Below are 16,342 nucleotides of genomic sequence, written 5' to 3'. Positions count from 1 at the left end.
TTCCCACCATCGTATGAGATACTCAGGTATGAGAATTTGGCCTGGACACCCGTATCCGCTGGGCGCTACTTTCGACGGCACCGGCACGAATTTCGCGATCTACTCCTCCGTGGCTGAGAAAATCGAACTCTGCCTGCTTGACGAAAATAACAAGGAAACCCGTGTGGAACTGCGGGAAGTTGATGCCAATGTTTGGCATTGTTATCTCACCTCGATTCGCCCTGGGCAGCGCTACGGATATCGCGTGCACGGCCCGTACGATCCGGCTCGGGGCCTGCGCTGCGATCCTTCCAAGTTCCTCCTGGATCCGTACGCCAAAGCTATCGAAGGTAATATCACCAATGCTCAGGAAGTCTTTTCCTATGACTTCAACAATCCTTCGCAACCGTGCACCTTGGATTCTCTGGGCCACGTGCCGGTCTCCGTGGTTATCAGCCCCTATTTCGATTGGGGTTATGACCGCCCACCCAAGCATGAATATAACGAGACCATTATTTATGAAACCCACGTCAAGGGTTTCACCCAGCGCCACCCGGATGTTCCCGAAGAATTGCGCGGTACGTACCAGGGTCTCACCCACCCACCTATTCTCGATTACTTCACTTCCCTGGGGGTCACGGCTATTGAGCTGATGCCCGTGCACCACTTCATCAATGACACCTCGCTCCAGGATCGGGGCCTGAGCAATTACTGGGGTTACAACACCATCGGGTTCTTTGCGCCCCATGATGGCTACGCCACCAGGTCGCGCGGGGAGCAGGTCGATGAGTTCAAGGCCATGGTCAAAGCTTTCCACGAAGCCGATATTGAGGTCATCCTTGACGTGGTCTACAACCACACGGCGGAGGGGAACCACATGGGCCCCACCCTTTCCTTCAAGGGCATCGATAACCGGTCCTACTACCGCCTGGTTCCCGATGATCCGCGGCACTATTTCGATACCACCGGGACCGGAAACTCCCTGAATATGACCTCCCCGCACACCCTCCAACTCATTATGGATTCGCTGCGGTACTGGGTGACGGAAATGCACGTGGACGGTTTCCGTTTTGACTTGGCCTCCACCCTGGCCCGGGAACTCCACGCGGTGGATAAGCTCTCCTCCTTCTTCGACATCATCCAGCAGGACCCCATCATTTCCCAGGTCAAACTCATTGCCGAACCCTGGGATGTGGGCGAAGGCGGCTACCAGGTAGGCGGCTTCCCCCCGCTATGGACGGAATGGAACGGCAAATACCGCGACACCGTGCGCGATTTTTGGCGCGGAGAACCGGCCGCCCTTCCGGAATTCGCCTCGCGCCTGACGGGCAGCGCGGACCTGTACGAATCCTCCGGGCGCCGCCCCTTCGCCTCCATTAATTTCGTGACCGCCCACGATGGTTTCACCATGCGTGATCTGGTTTCCTATAACGAGAAACACAACGAAGCCAACGGTGAAAACAACGCCGATGGCGAATCGAATAACCGTTCTTGGAACTGCGGGGAAGAAGGCCCCACGGATAATCCCGATATTCTCGATCTGCGCGAACGCCAAATCCGCAATTTCATCTCTACCCTGCTGCTTTCCCAAGGGGTACCGATGATTTCTCACGGTGATGAAATTGGGCGCACCCAGGGCGGTAATAACAACACCTACTGCCAGGACAATGAGATCGCCTGGATGGATTGGGATCTCGATGATCGCCAGATGGATATTTTGCAATTCACGCGGGCAGCGATTGCTTTCCGCAAGAATCATCCGGTCTTTCGGCGGCGGCGTTTCGTTTCCGGTTTCGATCCTGTATGTGAAGGGTGCCTCCCGGAAATCGAATGGTTCCGCCCCGACTCCAGCCAGATGGAAGATTCCGATTGGGATTCCGGTTTCGCGCGTGCCCTCATGGTTTTCCTCAACGGTGCGGGTATTCGCGAACCCGATGAGCGCGGTAACCCGATTATTGATGATGACGTCCTCCTCATGTTCAATGCGGGCGACGACGAAGTTGAGTTCGCCATCCCGGGCGGCGACTATGCGCGCGAATGGACGGAAGTGGTCAATACCGCGGCGGAGGTGAATCCCCAGCTCGTTTTCGCATCCGGGGATACCACCAGTCTGATCGGGCGCTCGATGCGCGTTTTCGTGCATGAGCCCTCCGAGGAGGATATCGATGATGCGCTGGCCGGCGCCCAGAAAACTACGCCGACCGTGCGCTAAGCTCGAAAGTATGACCGCAATCACCGATACCTCTAGTATTCCAGCTCTACGTTCCCACGTGCCCGGCGCCGGGCGGCGCCAGCCCGTGTCTACGTATCGGTTGCAGCTCGGCCCTCATTTCACTTTCGCGGATGCTACCGCTCTGCTCCCTTACCTGGTGCAGCTCGGGATTACCGATGTGTACTGCTCCCCCATCCTCCAGGCTGCACCGGGTTCCACGCACGGCTATGACGTAGTGGATCACACCCGGATTTCCGAGCCGATGGGCGGCCGGGCCGGTTTTGAGGCTTTTGCGAATGCGGCGCACGCGGCCGGACTCGGCGTCGTCGTTGATGTGGTTCCCAATCACATGGCGATGCCCACCCCGCTCTACCTCAACCGCGCCATGTGGTCCCTGCTGCGCGACGGGCCCGAGTCTCCCTACGCTTCCTGGTTCGATATTGACGTGGAGTCCAGCGACGATGGGATCCTCATCCCGGTGTTGGGCGAACGGGTGGGTACGGCGCTGGCCCGCGAGGCAATAACGCTCGATCACGTCGTCGTACCGGGTTATGAGGACGACGGCGACGTTCCGGTACTGCGCTACTACGACCACATTTTCCCGGTTCGGAAAGGCACCGAATTTCTCCCTCTGGCAGAACTGCTGCAACGCCAGTACTATCGGCTCGCCTACTGGCGAGTAGCTGAAGAAGAACTCAATTACCGGCGATTTTTTGATGTGGATACCCTCGCCGGGATTCGGGTAGAGGATCCCGAGGTATTTCACGCCTCCCACGCGCTGCTGCTGGAGCTCTTCCGCGCCGGTTTTATCGATGCGTTCCGTATCGATCACCCCGATGGGCTGGCCGATCCGCGCCAGTATATGGAGCGCCTGTACGAAGCGACCGGCGGGGCGTGGATCGTGGCGGAGAAAATTCTGGAGGGCAACGAGAAGCTTCCCTCGGATTGGAAGTGCGCGGGGTGCACCGGATACGAAGCCTCCTGGCGTATTGGGGCACTGCTCACCGACCCGGAAGGGGTGCGCTCCCTCACCGCGAATTTTGTGCATCTGTCCAATACCACCCAGCCCTATCCCGTTCTGGAACGGGAGGCAAAACGCCAAATTATGCATTCCTCTCTCCAGGCGGAGGTCGAGCGGATGGCGCGGCTCATGGCGGAGGTATGCCGTGATGACCTGCGCCTGCGCGATCATTCCCAACGTTCCTTGCACGATGCTGTTTCCGCGCTCGTCATCTGCATGGACCGCTACCGCGCGTATGTGGTTCCCGGAGAAAAACCGCATGCCAATGCCGAAGCTGCACTCCTCGAAGCCGCGGAACGCGCCCGGGGGCTGCTATCCGAGGACCGCTGCGAAACCCTGGATGTTGTGGTGGATATTTTGCTCGGGCGGGAAATCGGCTCGGCGGCAAAACGCCATGATGCTTCCCGGAATGAGGCGATTATCCGTTTCCAGCAGGTATGCGGAGCGGTTATGGCCAAGGGCGTGGAGGACACCGCCTTTTATCGTTATACCGCGCTCACCTCAGCGACAGAAGTCGGATCCGATCCGCGGCGCGCCTCGCTCACCCCCGATGAACTGCACACCTGGACCCGGCAGATGATGGCCGATTGGCCCGTGATGATGACCACGCTTACCACCCACGACACCAAACGCGGGGAAGATACCCGCGCTGCTATTGCCACGCTGGCGGACTACCCCACCGAGTGGATAGAACTCCTTGAACGGCTGCGCGAACGGCACGCCACCTCCCGCCCCGCGGAGCTCGATGGCCAGATCGAAAACCTCATGTGGCAAACAATTATCGGAACGTGGACGGATAACGGGCCCATCGAAGCTGATCGCCTCATTGATTACCTCCGCAAGGCCGCCCGGGAACAAAAAACCTGGACCACCTGGACCGAGCCGGACGAAGCGGTGGAAACCGGGCTTTTTGCCTATGCTCGTTCGGTTATTTCCACCCCGGAATCGGTGGCTGAACTCACCGCCTGGTGGGAACAGACCCGGCCGGCGCGCCGCGCACGTATCCTCGCCGCGAAGGTGCTGGCCCTCACCCTTATCGGGGTGCCCGATACCTATCAGGGGGAGGAAATTACTCGGAATGTGCTGGTTGATCCCGATAACCGCCGCCCCGTCAATTACCGGCGTCTTGCCGGAATCCTCACGCAGCTAGATTCAGCAGGTGCGCTACCCGCGCGGGCGAGCGTCGATGAAGAAAAAATGTGGGTGACCTCGCGTCTGTTACGGCTGCGCCGTGAGCGTCCCGATACTTTTGTGTCGCTGCGCTCAGGCTACGAACCATTGGCTGCTACCACCGGAAATATTTTTGCCTTTACCCGCACTCTGGACGGGGAGCCGGATGTTATTGTGCTGGTCTCGCGTCTCGCACACCGCCAGGAACTGGCCGGCGGCTGGGGTGATGCGCATATCGTCCTCCCGCCCGGCCGGTGGCGCAACGTTCTGGAGGAAGGTGAGGTTGAGGGGCCGCAGCTCTTCGTGCGCGATGCCTGCGCTACGCTGCCGGTGGCGGTCTATGCCCGTTGCGAAGCTGAGGATCGGGGCGGAACAGGCACCGAAAATGGCGCCGCGGAGCACCCCGAAACAGGCAGCGAAGAAAGCGACGATTCATGGAACCTCTGAGCGTGTGGGCACCGGGGCGCGCGAGCGTTGCTGCCCTTGTGGATGGGGCGCGCCTCCCCTTCCGGCCGGTCACCGCCGCTGATATTGAGGCAGCGCGTGCGGGGCGCGACGGCGCTGCGCTGGCTAGCGGGCCGGGATGGTGGATTCTCGACACTCCCCTACCGGCCGGTACTCGCTACCGCATCAGTCTGGATGGGGGAATGGGGCTGCCCGATCCGCGCACCCGGCGCCAACCCGACGGAGTCATGGGGCCATCCGAAGTTGTTGATCTCGACGCTTTCGAGTTTTCGCCCTTCTCCGGGGTGGATCCGCTCGGGAAGGTGTTTTACGAACTGCATATCGGCACCTTCACCCCGGAGGGCACTTTTGATGCGGCGGCGCAAAAATTCGGGTACCTGCGTGAGCTCGGGGTGGATATCGTCGAGGTGATGCCGATTTCTCCGGTGCCCGGCACCCGCAATTGGGGCTACGACGGCGTGGATATCTATGCGGTCACCGACAACTATGGCGGCCCGGCGGGTTTCGCACGTTTTGTGGAGGCCGCGCACCGCGCCGGGCTGGCGGTGTGCCTCGACGTGGTCTACAACCATTTCGGGCCGGACGGGAATTTCCTGGCGGAGTTCGGCCCCTACACCACGAACCGCTATTCTTCCGTTTGGGGTCCGGGTGTGAACGTAGACGGCCCGAATTCCGGCCCGGTGCGGCGTTATTTTATCGATAATATGCTCCAGTGGGCCCGTGACTACCACGTGGATATTTTTCGACTCGACGCCGTTCACGCGATCCAGGACCGTTCTGCTCGCCACATCCTCGCGGAATTGTCCGACGCCGCCGCGGCTTTCGCCGCGGAGAGCGGGCGGCGTATTGCACTCGTGGCGGAATCGGACCTTAACGATGTGACGATGCTGCGCCCCACCCGCGCGGGCGGCAACGGTATGGATATGCAATGGGCTGATGATATTCACCACGCACTACATACTTACGCAACCGGGGAAAATTTCGCCTATTACGGGGATTTCGCGCAACCCGGCGCCTTGGAAAAGGCCATGCGGCGCGTTTTCGTGCACGACGGTAATTTTTCTACGTTCCGGAAGCGGAACTGGGGTTCTCCGGTGCCCGATGCGCTTGATTCGCGCCGTTTCCTTGTCTATACCGAGAATCACGACCAGGTGGGTAACCGCGCGGTGGGAGACCGCCGCTCCCGTACCTTGAGCGCGGAACGCACCCTGGTTGCTGACGCGCTCATGCTGCTCTCCCCCTTTACGCCCCTCCTCTTTATGGGCCAGGAGTGGAGTGCTTCCGCACCTTTCCAGTTCTTCACAGATCACACTGCGGAGTTGGGAGAACGCGTAGATGCGGGGCGGATTGCAGAATTTCGCGACTGGGATTGGGGCGAACATGCCGGGCGCATTCCCCCGCCCCAGGCGCTTTCCACTTTCGCCCGGTCGCACCTGGATTGGGCAGAATTAGAAGAACCTTCCCACGCTCGCTATCTCGAGGTGACCCGGGAGCTAGTGCGACTGCGGCGCGAGCACCCCGATTTTTCTTCCCCGAACCGGGAAGATTCAGAGATTGTACGCCTGGGTACCGCGGGCTATTACCGGCGCGGGGCCAGCTTCGTTGTTTTCCAGGTAGGGGCAACGCCCTCCTCACTCTCCGGCGAAACACCAGCCGACAAGCCGGCTGAAACACCGGCCACGGCCTCCGCTCCTCCCACCCGGGTGCAGCTACCGCCCGAGGCAGGACCGCTGCATACGCTCCTCACCTGCGGCAGCGTTACCGTGGCCGAATCCCACGTTGATTTTTCCGGGCCTGGCTTCGCGGTTCTCAGTCCCTCCAAGCCCTAGTCCCGCGCGGTAACTCGCGCTGCGGAGGCTTTGCCTCCACGCCGTCCCACACGTTCGCGTGCGGCACGCACTGTCCGCACGGCGGCGCGCTTCGCGTGCAGGGCCAACGTGAGTGCCCGATAGTAGCGCGGACGCAGCGGAACATCCCAGGCCCCGGCCACCTCGGTGAAATCGGCGGCAAATTTCTGTTTGTACCCGGTCACGCCTTCCAGTTGCGGGGCGCGCTCCGAATGCACTCCCATGAGGTCATAAGATTTCCGCCCGGTTTCCCGCAGCCACGTCATCGTATGCATATCCATGAACATAGATGCGTGACGCTGGCGAGCCTCCGCGTTGGTCGCCCCGTAATATGCTTCCCCAAGGTCATCGGTGGCGAGCACAATCTGCCACGCTAACGCCCGTCCCTCCGCGCGCGCCACGAATAACCGAGCGTGATCCGGCCCCAGGGATTCCAGCATGGTCACGTACTGGCTCATAGGTGCCGCCCCGAAATCATCACGGCTGGCAGTTTCGGTGAGGATGGCGTACAGCTCCGGAAATACTTCCCGGGCCCGCTCCGTTTCATCACAAAACTCCAGCCCTTCCGCCTCGGCTTTACGTGCTTGGCGGCGCCCCGACTTGGAGAAACTCGCCCGGATCTGCGCATCCGGGCGTGCGACGTCGACCACCACGGTGCGATCATAGGTGACCGTTTGCAGTAATTCGTGCAGATCCGCAGCCCGGTGCCAGGCGTGAATCCTCATAAAAGCAAGACCGCGGTCCGCGCTCCGCACCAGCTGCGCCAGCGTGGTACGAAACTCCAGTTCTTCGCCGGCCGTGGGCCGTTCCCCCAACCACACCGGGCCCTTCTTCGCCCACAGGTAGGTAAAGCCACGCCCTTCCATCCGCGTGAGAGAAATAAGAGCACGCGGCTGGCCGGTGCTATCACGCCACAGGAAACGACCGAAAGGTGCGTGGCCGGGCAGGGCATCCTCATAGCGATCCCAGGCGGGCAGCTGCTCAAGGGGCAGCCCGTGGCCGGCAGCCAGGTCCAGGTAGGTGGTGTCATCGATCCGCGACAGCGAGAGTGTAGACATGCCGCCATCCTACCCGCGCGGCGCGCCTGGCTAAAACCCGCGCACTGGCGCATTACGGTAACTAGCGTGTCTCAGATTCATGCACCCGAGGACTTCCTCACCGCGCTCGATAGCCTGCGCGGGCACGAGTTTCGTCCCGAGCTGCACATCGTGCAGATACCTCCGCCCAAGCGCATCGCCCCGTGGGCGGTTGCGCTTCAGGCTGAGATTAACGATTCGCGGGCGATGGATCCGGATAACTATCGCGGCGGGGCCCGCTTCGTGGTGCTCCACGACCCGGCCGGCCAGGAAGCCTGGCACGGAACTTTCCGAATCGTGTGCCATATGGGTGCGCCGATGGATACCGCAATGGCCGGTGATCCGCTACTCGGCGAAGTTGCCTGGGCGTGGCTGGCCGATACCCTGGATGCGCACGGCGCTGACTACCACCACCTGGTCGGCACCGTGACTCGCATGTATAACGAAACTTTCGGTGGGCTGGAGCTTTCCTCCTCCCTGACCGAGCTGGAATTACGGGCCTCCTGGACGCCGAGCAGCCCCGATCTTTATCACCACGTGCGCGCCTGGGCGGATTTTATTGCGCTGGCCTGCGGCCTCGCACCGGAAGGAACGACGGCGCTGCCAGCCCGCTAGGTGCGCCCCCGGGAGGTAGCATCCTGCGCGTGGCGACCCCGGGCGTGCGCAAGCCCGCTAGTATTAATCGCGGCCCCTAGTCTGTGCAGTTGTGAGGTTATGACGTCTTCTTCTATTCGCTGGAGCGAAGATCCCACCCTGATCCATGTAGATACCCCGCGCGAAGGTATCCCGCCGCTCACCACCGGTCCCGCCTATCGCCCCGCTCTCACACGGTTGCGGCGCGGCAGCGGCCCCGTCGCGGTGGATGTGGAGCGCGCCATGGGGATCCGCTATTCGGCCCGGGCCTACCTGATTCAGCTGCGCCGCGAGGGTTCGGGAACGCTGCTGTGCGATCCGGTGGGAAATGAGGAATATTACCCGGAGCTGGCAACGATTCTTGGCGATGCCGTGTGGATTTTGCACGCCGCCGACCAGGATCTGCCTTCCCTGGGAGACCTGGGTTTACGCCCGGGGCCAGGCAAGCTTTTTGATACCGAGGTAGCGGCATTGCTCTTGGGCGATGAGCGTATTTCTCTCCAGGCGCAGCTCGCGGAAAATTTAGGGTTGCTCCTCGCCAAAGAACATTCCCAAGCGGATTGGTCCGAGCGCCCGCTCGCGGATGAGCTGCGTTCCTATGCCGCGCTCGACGTGGAATTGCTCGCTCCCCTGCGCCAGGTGCAGCTCGAGCGCCTGGAGCGGGCCGGGCGCCTGGAGTGGGCGGCCCAAGAATTTGAAGAGATCCGCACCCGGCCTCCCAAAGCGGCTCCCGCAGAACCGTGGCGGCGCGCCACCCACCGCCAGGATTTTTCCTCCCGGCGCGATCTCGCCCTGGTGCGAGCCCTGTGGCAGGCTCGGGATCGCATCGCCCAGACCACTGATACCGCCCCGGATCTGGTACTTTCCCGCGCCGATATCGCGGCCCTGGCGCGGCGCCGCCCGCGCTCCCTGGCCGATGTGCGCACCGCCCGGCCCTTGCGTACCGGAGGCAAACAGTATTTGGCGCCGGCGCTGTGGCAGGCGGTGGCCCAGGCCTGGGCACTGCCGAGCTCCGAACTTCCCGAACCCGCCCCGGCCCGTCCCGCCCGGCGCGCCGAACGTGGAATCCCGCACCTCCTTGACCACGTGCGCGGCGCCGTTCAGGAACGCGCAACGGAGCTGGGAATCCGCCACGATGTGCTTCTCAAGCCGGCCGTGCAGCGCGAGCTGGCGCGCCTTTTGCGCCGCCGGGTGGCGCGTACCGCCCCCGCCATTGGTGATGCACTGGCCGAGCTGGGGGCACGCCCCTGGCAGGTGGAGAATACCGCCACCTGGATCGCCGCAGCGGTGCGCTCTTAGCGCAGCGCTGTCACCACTTCAAAGTGGTGGGTATTGGGGAAGAGATCGGCACCACGCATGAATTCCACGCTCCGCCCGGCCTCCACCATCGCGGTCACATCACGGGCCAACGCCGCCGGATCGCAAGAAACGAGGACTATCCGGCGGGCCTTGCTCGCTGCGGCCGCCCGGGCCGCCGCGATTCCCAAACCGCTCCGGGGAGGATCGGCGAGGAGAATATCTGCGTCGTCGATATCACGCGCGGAAATAGCAGCGGTACGGGCACGCGCCCACGGGTAGGGGCGCAGATTCGCCCGGGCGTCTTCCACCGCGGTGCGCGCACCTTCCAGGCTTTCCACCCGGCCGGTTGCCCCGACCGCGCGGGCCAGCGGCACGGTCAGCAGCCCGGCCCCCGCGTAGAGTTCGAGAATATGATCGCCGGGTTCAACACCGGCGGCACGGGTCACCAGATTGATAAGAGTGGCCGGTGCCTCGCGGTGCACCTGCCAAAAACCGGAGGCCCGCACCCGGTAGCGGTAGGTTTCCTCCCCCACGTGTACCTCTTCGCGCGCGAAGGGTGAGCATTCCGCAGCGGTCGCGTCGAAGGTGCGCCCGCCGATACTCACCGCCGCTGGGCTGGCCGAGGGCGCGAGGACACGAACCCGCTGGCCATCGCGCAGTGGGCCGAGGCTGCGGGCGAGGCGGGTGAGGTAGCTTCCATCCCACAGCCCCAGCTCCGCGATCTCCTTGACGGCGAGCGGCATAGAAGTGATGGGGAGAACCTCGCGGCTACCTTCGCGAAACATTCCGAAACGCCCCGCGGTCACGGTCACGTCAATGCGGGTGCGGCTCGCCCAGCCTCCGTTAGCACGATCAGATTCCAGAGCGGTGACCGCAGGAACAATCCCCTGCGTTTCCAGGTGGTCACTGAGAGCTTGGCCACCGATCCTGCGGAGAGTTGAGGTAAGTACCCGAGTTTTCCACTCGTGCTGGTAGTCAAATACAACGTGCCCCAGGTCCGCACCGCCCACGCCCCCGGGTCCGGCTTCCGGCCAGGGATGAGCCTGGCGGTACGGTGAGGGCTCTCCGAGCACCTCGATCACGTCCCCGCGGGCAAAGCGGGCGCGTTCTTCGGTCAGTGCCACCCGCACGCGTTCCCCGGGCAGCCCGAAGCGAGCCAGAATCGCTTTGCCCTCGGCACGGCCGATGGCAATACCGCCGTGGCCGATATCTTCCAGGGTGATATCGACGGTTGAATGGTGAGCTTGAGCAGCAGAGGTGGTCACAGGTCTTCTCCCGAATGGATTTGGTAGGGAACTTGCACCAGCATGAGGCGCGAGTCATAGGACAGGTCAGCGAAAAGCGCGGGTACGGATCGGCGCAGGTACACCCGGTGCCACAGGGTCGTGGAAACCACTTTCGGCGCGATCACCAGCACAATATCTTGCGGGTGGGTGTCCAGAAGGAAACGAATATAGTCGACGAGCGGCCCGCGCGCCCCGCTCGTGGGGCTGCCCAGCACGGTCAGGCCCACCGGCAATTGGGATTGGCTCCAGGCGGCGCGCAACGCGGCGGTACGGCTTTCGCTCAGGTCCACGGTGAGCGCGGTCAGGGTGGAGGGCCGCAGCGCTCGCGCGTAGGTAACCGCCCGCAAGGTTGGCAAATTGAGTTCTTGCACCAGTACCACCGCGTGGGTGCGCACCGGCAGGCGCCGCCCGGCCCCCACATCCAAAGGTTTGAGGTGGGCGCTCATCTTTCCGCGCCCGCGCTGGGCGATGAACATCCCCGCCGTGGGCACCGCCACCGCCGCCAGCGAGGTGAGGGTCCAGGCGGGCTGCATGGCCACCGTGACGAGGAGGACAGCGAATCCCGCCAGCGCGAAGAAAGCGAAACCCCAGCGGGAAGCATGCGCGGCCCGGCGTTCCTCCCGCCGCTCCGAAGTTTTAAGGATCTGCCCGCCGCGCAGGGAGAGCGCCGCGCAATGCAGCGTAAAGATGAGGAAACATACAAAGACAAGGGCGACGACGCCGGCGTGCGTCGTCGACAAAAAGACCCCGAGGGCGCCGGCGAGAACCGCGACCAGCAGCACAACGCCGCTGCGGGCCCGGGAAGCTTCCGGGGCGGCGAGACGGGCGGGAAGGGCGCCGTCGAAAGCAAGTTCCCGCAATAGGCGCGGCAGACGTTCGTACACCACGAAAACGCACACGAGGCCGAGGAAACCGAAGGCGATCGCGGTGATGATACGCCCGGTGCTTCCCCAAAATGCCGTACCCATGACGATACTGGGGAGGCCCACCGGGACCGTGAGGATATCCAGGCGCATTTCCAGATAGAACGTGCCCGAAAGCACCACCGCGGCGATGCCGGCGATGGTGCTCAGGGCGCGCGGCCCTAAGAAACGTTCGCGCCCCGTACCGATGCGCCCGCCGACCAGCAGTACCACCGCCGCCAGGAAGCACATGATGACGAAGGTATTTCCGAGCGGGTGGATGGCTTGGGAGCCGGGTAGTTCTTCGGCGCGGTTGGTGATGAGATCCGCGAGGGAGACGGTGCCGCGGGCTTCGCGCACCAGCCCGGTGATGAGAGTTGCGATAATCACGCCGCTCGCCGCGAGCACGGCGAGGAGGGCGCCCGCCAGCGGTAGGCGCCAGTGCAGTAACGCGGGCAGGGCGCAGACCACGACCAGCGGGATCTGGATGAGCCGCCCGTCCACCGCCAGCGGGGTGAGCGCATTTACCGCCATGCCCACGAGGCCTGCGGCCAGTACCAGGAGCAGCGCGAAAGCCGCGAAGCGTGCGGCAGCGGCAACCGTCCCGAAAGCTGGGGCGATATAGCGGGAAACGACCTGGTGGGCAGCTTTTCCGGGCACCACGCGGGACGCGGCGATGGTGGCCGCCACCACGAGCGCGAGCACGGCGACTCCCGCCAGCGCCATCGCGCCCACGAGGGTGGGGTTGGCAAACGGTGCCCCGCGTTGAATACTGCGCGGCAGCAGCACCACCGCCAGGCACACGCAGGTGGCCGCGCCCACGTACTGGGACATCCCCAGGAACGATAATTTTCTCATCACTAGGATACGGTACCCGCTTTGCGGTAGCGTAATGTAGTGCACTTCGTAATTATGGGATGCGGGCGCGTGGGTGCCGCGCTGGCGCTCTCGCTTTCCGCCATTGGCCATTCGGTGGCCATTATCGACCAGGACGCCGAAGCTTTCCGCAAGCTCCCCGAAGATTTCCCGGGGCAGCAGATCACCGGCGTGGGTTTTGATCGCGATGTTTTAGCGCGCGCGAATATCGACGACGCCGCCGGCTTCGCCGCCGTGTCCTCGGGCGATAACTCGAATATCATCGCCGCCCGGGTAGCGCGCGAAACTTTTGGGCTAACCAACGTGGTGGCGCGCGTCTATGACCCCACCCGCGCGATTATCTACGAACGCTTGGGGATCGCCACGGTGGCCCCGGTGCGCTGGACGGCGGACCGGGTGCTGCGCGAGCTCATTCCGCTGGGCCCCCACCACGAATTCCGCGATCCCCTCGCCCGGATTTCCCTCATTGAAGTGGCGGTGGATCGGCGCTGGTTCGGGCGCACCGTGGCGGATGTGGAAGAGGAAACCGGGGCGCGAGTCGCCTATATTATCCGTAGCCTGGCCGGGCTCCTCCCCCATAGCGACACCGTTATCCAGGACGGGGACACCCTCAAAGTGCTCGTGGCTTCCGAGGACGCCTCCGGCGTGCAACATATGCTGCTCAAATCGGAAGGGGCACAGTGAATATTCTCATTATTGGGGCCGGTGCGGTCGGGGTGTCGGTGGCCCGCGAACTTCTCAAATCCGAGCATTCCATTTCCATTGTGGACAAGAAGCCTTCCGCTATGCGCATTTCGAGTGCCTCGGATGCGGATTGGCATCTGGCCGATGCCTGTGAAGTTCCCGCGCTACGCGAAGCAGGCGCGGCAGAGGCCGATATTATCGTGTGCGCCACCGGGGATGACAAGGTGAATCTGGTGGTGTCCTTGCTGGCGAAAACCGAGTTCGGGATCGCCCGCACTATTGCGCGTGTCAATAACCCGCGTAATGAATGGCTGTTCACCGATGCCTGGGGTGTGGACGTCACGGTGTCCACCCCGCGGATTATGGCCTCCCTGGTGGAAGATGCGGTCTCGGATGGGTCGCTCACCCAGATTATGCGTTTCCATCGCAGCGGGGCGAGCCTATGGCAGGTTTCGGTATCCGCCGATGCCCCGGTGGTCGGAAGCGCCATTAGCGATATTGAGCTGCCCTCCGGAGTCGCCATTAACGCGATTATTCGCGATGGTGTGCCCCTGACCGCTGATGCCGATTTAATCGTGGATGTGGATGATCAGGTGCTCCTCATTGATGGCGGGGACGATGTGGATATGTCCGCCCTCAAGAGCTATTTCCGGCCTCGCCCGGCCTCCGTGCAAGATTCGGAAGGAGAATCCGCCGCGGATGCGGAGGGCTCCAGGTAGGTGCTGGCCGGCGGCAGACTCCGCACCAGGAGCCAGGTGGCCCACAGGATAAGGCAGAAAAGCACCGGCCCGGCAATAATTTTGATAACGCCGAGCGCCGCGGTATTGCCGCTGATAAAGAAGGGCAGTTGCACGACGACGCGGCCCGCGAACATGGCGAGCCACAGCCACGTAATGCGGGTGTAGCGCCGGTAGGTGAGCCGAGCGGCCGGGTGGGTGGCGCTGCGCCACGCGGCAATATCCCCGCGCAGCATCCCGATCACATAGCCCATGATGGGCCGGCGGATGAGCAAGGAAATAGTCACTCCCACCGCGTAAGCGGCATTGGTGAGGAAACCGGGAAGGAAATAGGTTTCCGCGCGCCCGGAGCGCCAGGCGAAAAAGGCCGAGATTCCCACTACAAATAGCCCGCCGAGCGCCGGCATCACGTCAATACGTTGAATGAACCGCACCAGGATGGCCACAATAGCCATGCCCAGGGGAACGAGAACCGCCAGGGGAATATTGCGGGTAGCTAAATAAATAATGACAAAAACAAGGGCGGGAACATTCGCTTCGATAACGCCGCGCACCCCGCCTATCGCTTTCCAGGCGTCAAATTCTTCCCCGAGAACCGCGCGTAAACCGCCGCCGGGTGTGGTGGTATCCATGGGGCCCTCCCGGTTGCTCGGGGTGCTCGCTAAAGCACGATATATTCCGGGTTATATGCTACCAGCACGCCCCGGCGCCGCAATGGCACCACCCGGGCGCGAATCCGGTCCCCGACCCGCACGCAGTCGATGGTGCGCCGCCCCTGGAAAATGAGGGTGAGGAGCCCCGCGGTAGTTTCCACGGCGATGCGTACCTCCGGGGTATGCGCCCCGCGGCCGCCGGGGGCGCCCGGGTACGTGATGGCGATAATATCCCCCGTCACCCACACCGGCGTAGCCATAGGTATTTAGTGAATCTCTTGGATTTCCGGGCCGCGCTTGGGAAGCTCGATGCCGGTATCGGGAGTTTCTGGTTCGGGCTCGCCCTGCTGGGGAAGCGCCAGGGGAAGAAGTTCACGCGGCGGGATCGCTTGGGAGCCGCGCACCACCACCAGGTCATCGAGGACCCGGTGGAGCACTTCGGTACCGCGTTCCGGATCGACCGCCCCGCGCCCGGTCACGGCTACTCGCAGCAGCCAGCGCGGGCCGTCAATACCGATAAAGCGCACCGGTACCCGGCCGTTCTCCGCGGGCATCTGGGCCTGGATTTCCGGACCGTACTCCCCTTCAGCTTCCTGGAAACGCCCGCCCTGGTTGGCGATGGAGGAAATCACTTCCACCCGGATGTCCTCCCACAGGCTAGCGGATTTCGGGGCGGCGAATACCTGCAATTGCACCGCGGAATCCCCCATCACGTAGACCACGCCGAGCACGACCTGGCGTTCGCGATCCACGGAGAATTGCATGGTGGCATCGGGAAGGATGGGCAAGCGCAGCGCACCGCCGTCAATAAGGGCGGGGTTCTCCGGCGCCTCGGATTCATCGTAGGGGCCGCGCTGGGGAGCTCCGGTAGCATCCGGCTCACCGCCCGGGCGGGCCGCCGGACCACCAGCGGCTTCCCCCGCGAGGTTCTGGCCGGCTTCCTCACGTTCTTCCGGCTGCGATGCCGACGTCTCGTTTTTCTTCCGCCGTGAGAACCATGCCATGCTTTATACTCCTCGTCCCGATTCCTTCATTCCCTCTAGTCTAATGAGGGACGTCGCACCGTGTTGAGATGCGCTGCGGTGCGATACCGCGGCCCGTGGGCCGCGGCGTCGTCGTACTTCTAGTTAGCTCGCGCAATCCACGCAGACGGGCAGGCCGTCTTCCACGTGATCCAATTGGGAGCGGTGGTGAACCAGGAAGCACTGCGAGCAGGTGAATTCATCATCCTGGGCCGGAATCACATTGACGGATAGCTCAACATTGGACAGGTCCGCGCCGGGGAGCTCAAAGCCCTCGGCCGCTTCGACCTCATCCTCGTCAACCGCGCCGGATTGCTGATCCGAGCGCCGCCCGGCGAGCTGCTCGAAAGAATCCTCGCGGAGCTCCTCATCTTGCTTGCGCGGAGCGTCGTAATCTGTTGCCATAAAGTCACTCTCCAAAAGTGCCGGGGCCCATGCGGTGGATTCCGCACGAACCGGCGTCCACCCGCGAGAAACGGA

General features: G+C 63.0%; 14 protein-coding genes. 7 read left to right on the top strand and 7 right to left on the bottom strand.

Annotated features, from left to right (window positions below; genetic code table 11):
* Window positions 1-28 precede the first annotated feature (28 nt).
* From glgX to treZ, 3 genes are read left to right on the top strand one after another with little or no spacing between them, the layout of a single operon-like run.
* On the top strand, window positions 29-2,191 hold the full coding sequence (glgX, locus tag DDD64_RS02145; protein ID WP_126134817.1) for a glycogen debranching protein GlgX: 2,163 nt from the start codon (window positions 29-31) through the stop codon (window positions 2,189-2,191).
* 10 nt (window positions 2,192-2,201) lie between these two features.
* A complete protein-coding gene (treY, locus tag DDD64_RS02140; protein WP_241227340.1) occupies window positions 2,202-4,829 on the top strand; it encodes a malto-oligosyltrehalose synthase in 2,628 nt (875 codons plus the stop codon).
* Window positions 4,817-6,676 (top strand): malto-oligosyltrehalose trehalohydrolase, encoded by a 1,860-nt coding sequence (gene treZ, locus DDD64_RS02135; RefSeq protein WP_126134816.1) that lies wholly within the window; start codon window positions 4,817-4,819, stop codon window positions 6,674-6,676. Before treY ends, treZ begins: the two co-directional genes overlap by 13 nt.
* Here treZ and DDD64_RS02130 read toward each other — a convergent pair.
* Window positions 6,673-7,752 carry a lipid II:glycine glycyltransferase FemX gene (locus tag DDD64_RS02130; RefSeq protein ID WP_126134815.1) on the bottom strand — a complete coding sequence of 360 codons (1,080 nt, stop codon included), beginning with the start codon at window positions 7,750-7,752 and terminating at the stop codon, window positions 6,673-6,675. The two genes, treZ and DDD64_RS02130, sit on opposite strands and share 4 nt — an antisense overlap.
* Window positions 7,753-7,818: 66 nt before the next feature.
* Between DDD64_RS02130 and DDD64_RS02125 the strand changes: the two genes are divergently transcribed.
* Complete coding sequence (locus DDD64_RS02125) at window positions 7,819-8,385, top strand: DUF3000 domain-containing protein (RefSeq protein ID WP_126134814.1); 567 nt, start codon at window positions 7,819-7,821, stop codon at window positions 8,383-8,385.
* A gap of 99 nt (window positions 8,386-8,484) precedes the next feature.
* Window positions 8,485-9,702 carry an HRDC domain-containing protein gene (locus DDD64_RS02120; RefSeq protein ID WP_126134813.1) on the top strand — a complete coding sequence of 406 codons (1,218 nt, stop codon included), beginning with the start codon at window positions 8,485-8,487 and terminating at the stop codon, window positions 9,700-9,702.
* Here DDD64_RS02120 and DDD64_RS02115 read toward each other — a convergent pair.
* Together DDD64_RS02115 and DDD64_RS02110 are read right to left on the bottom strand one after the other, a co-directional pair.
* A complete protein-coding gene (locus tag DDD64_RS02115; protein WP_126134812.1) occupies window positions 9,699-10,967 on the bottom strand; it encodes a class I SAM-dependent RNA methyltransferase in 1,269 nt (422 codons plus the stop codon). The genes DDD64_RS02120 and DDD64_RS02115 overlap by 4 nt on opposite strands.
* Window positions 10,964-12,748, bottom strand: a complete 1,785-nt coding sequence (locus DDD64_RS02110) for a hypothetical protein (protein WP_126134811.1) — start codon at window positions 12,746-12,748, stop codon at window positions 10,964-10,966. The genes DDD64_RS02115 and DDD64_RS02110 overlap by 4 nt, the downstream gene beginning before the upstream one ends.
* Before the next feature lie 54 nt (window positions 12,749-12,802).
* On the opposite strand from DDD64_RS02110, the gene DDD64_RS02105 reads away from it, so the two are divergent.
* Together DDD64_RS02105 and DDD64_RS02100 are read left to right on the top strand one after the other, a co-directional pair.
* The gene (locus tag DDD64_RS02105; protein WP_126134846.1) at window positions 12,803-13,450 is read left to right on the top strand and encodes a potassium channel family protein; all 648 of its coding nucleotides are present in this window, start codon (window positions 12,803-12,805) and stop codon (window positions 13,448-13,450) included.
* Entirely contained in the window at window positions 13,447-14,169 is a 723-nt protein-coding gene (locus DDD64_RS02100; RefSeq protein WP_126134810.1) for a potassium channel family protein, read from the top strand. The genes DDD64_RS02105 and DDD64_RS02100 overlap by 4 nt, the downstream gene beginning before the upstream one ends.
* Here DDD64_RS02100 and DDD64_RS02095 read toward each other — a convergent pair.
* The 4 genes from DDD64_RS02095 to DDD64_RS02080 form a co-directional block, all read right to left on the bottom strand.
* Window positions 14,094-14,819: a DUF3159 domain-containing protein gene (locus tag DDD64_RS02095; RefSeq protein ID WP_126134809.1), complete on the bottom strand. Its 726-nt coding sequence runs from the start codon at window positions 14,817-14,819 to the stop codon at window positions 14,094-14,096. The two genes, DDD64_RS02100 and DDD64_RS02095, sit on opposite strands and share 76 nt — an antisense overlap.
* Before the next feature lie 29 nt (window positions 14,820-14,848).
* Complete coding sequence (locus tag DDD64_RS02090) at window positions 14,849-15,100, bottom strand: hypothetical protein (protein ID WP_126134808.1); 252 nt, start codon at window positions 15,098-15,100, stop codon at window positions 14,849-14,851.
* 6 nt (window positions 15,101-15,106) lie between these two features.
* Entirely contained in the window at window positions 15,107-15,844 is a 738-nt protein-coding gene (locus DDD64_RS02085) for a DUF3710 domain-containing protein (protein ID WP_126134807.1), read from the bottom strand.
* A 123-nt stretch (window positions 15,845-15,967) separates the two neighbouring features.
* The gene (locus tag DDD64_RS02080) at window positions 15,968-16,267 is read right to left on the bottom strand and encodes a DUF4193 domain-containing protein (protein ID WP_126134806.1); all 300 of its coding nucleotides are present in this window, start codon (window positions 16,265-16,267) and stop codon (window positions 15,968-15,970) included.
* Window positions 16,268-16,342: the final 75 nt, after the last annotated feature.

The sequence above is a fragment of the Actinotignum sanguinis genome (assembly GCF_003957255.1).
GTDB classification, from domain to species: domain Bacteria; phylum Actinomycetota; class Actinomycetes; order Actinomycetales; family Actinomycetaceae; genus Actinotignum; species Actinotignum sanguinis.
This window is presented reverse-complemented; position numbering and strand designations above follow the sequence as displayed.